At 57.3% G+C, this 1,829-nt stretch carries 1 rRNA gene; it reads left to right on the top strand.

Annotation, left to right across the window (positions count from 1 at the left end):
* The first annotated feature begins 128 nt into the window (after positions 1–128).
* Positions 129–1,651 (top strand): 16S ribosomal RNA (locus ABQE44_RS25710).
* Positions 1,652–1,829 lie beyond the last annotated feature (178 nt).

Below are 1,829 nucleotides of genomic sequence, written 5' to 3'. Positions count from 1 at the left end.
GCGGGTGTGTTGTTTGAGAACTCAATAGTGTGTTTGGTGGTTTTTGTTTGTTGTTGTTTTTTGCCGCATCCTTGATCCCCGTTGGGGGTGTGGTTTTGTTTTGCCAGTTTTGTTCTCTGGATGGTTTTTGTTTGGAGAGTTTGATCCTGGCTCAGGACGAACGCTGGCGGCGTGCTTAACACATGCAAGTCGAACGGAAAGGCCCCTTCGGGGGTGCTCGAGTGGCGAACGGGTGAGTAACACGTGGGTGATCTGCCCTGCACTTTGGGATAAGCCTGGGAAACTGGGTCTAATACCGAATAGGACCGCGCATCGCATGGTGTGTGGTGGAAAGCTTTTGCGGTGTGGGATGGGCCCGCGGCCTATCAGCTTGTTGGTGGGGTGATGGCCTACCAAGGCGACGACGGGTAGCCGGCCTGAGAGGGTGTCCGGCCACACTGGGACTGAGATACGGCCCAGACTCCTACGGGAGGCAGCAGTGGGGAATATTGCACAATGGGCGCAAGCCTGATGCAGCGACGCCGCGTGGGGGATGACGGCCTTCGGGTTGTAAACCCCTTTCAGCATCGACGAAGCGTTATGTGACGGTAGATGCAGAAGAAGCACCGGCCAACTACGTGCCAGCAGCCGCGGTAATACGTAGGGTGCGAGCGTTGTCCGGAATTACTGGGCGTAAAGAGCTCGTAGGTGGTTTGTCGCGTTGTCCGTGAAAACTCACAACTCAATTGTGGGCGTGCGGGCGATACGGGCAGACTGGAGTACTGCAGGGGAGACTGGAATTCCTGGTGTAGCGGTGGAATGCGCAGATATCAGGAGGAACACCGGTGGCGAAGGCGGGTCTCTGGGCAGTAACTGACGCTGAGGAGCGAAAGCGTGGGGAGCGAACAGGATTAGATACCCTGGTAGTCCACGCCGTAAACGGTGGGTACTAGGTGTGGGTTTCCTTCCTTGGGATCCGTGCCGTAGCTAACGCATTAAGTACCCCGCCTGGGGAGTACGGCCGCAAGGCTAAAACTCAAAGGAATTGACGGGGGCCCGCACAAGCGGCGGAGCATGTGGATTAATTCGATGCAACGCGAAGAACCTTACCTGGGTTTGACATGCACAGGACGCTGGCAGAGATGTCGGTTCCCTTGTGGCCTGTGTGCAGGTGGTGCATGGCTGTCGTCAGCTCGTGTCGTGAGATGTTGGGTTAAGTCCCGCAACGAGCGCAACCCTTGTCTCATGTTGCCAGCACGTGATGGTGGGGACTCGTGAGAGACTGCCGGGGTCAACTCGGAGGAAGGTGGGGATGACGTCAAGTCATCATGCCCCTTATGTCCAGGGCTTCACACATGCTACAATGGCCGGTACAAAGGGCTGCGATGCCGTGAGGTGGAGCGAATCCTTTTAAAGCCGGTCTCAGTTCGGATCGGGGTCTGCAACTCGACCCCGTGAAGTCGGAGTCGCTAGTAATCGCAGATCAGCAACGCTGCGGTGAATACGTTCCCGGGCCTTGTACACACCGCCCGTCACGTCATGAAAGTCGGTAACACCCGAAGCCGGTGGCCTAACCCCTTGTGGGAGGGAGCCGTCGAAGGTGGGATCGGCGATTGGGACGAAGTCGTAACAAGGTAGCCGTACCGGAAGGTGCGGCTGGATCACCTCCTTTCTAAGGAGCACCACGTAAACGCGTTCCCATTGGGGGGACGTGAAGCCGTGAGGAGCCTGTTCTCTGTAGTGGAGGCGGGTTTGGTGCACAACAAACGTTGAGCCGGCGCGGGTGAGCCGGTGATGGAATTCGCCAGACACACTATTGGGCTTTGAGGCAACAGGCCCGTTATCTCTTT

It is taken from the genome of Mycolicibacterium sp. XJ2546 (genome assembly GCF_053483195.1).
Note: the sequence above shows the minus strand (reverse complement) of the source record. Positions and strands in the feature narration are given on the sequence as shown.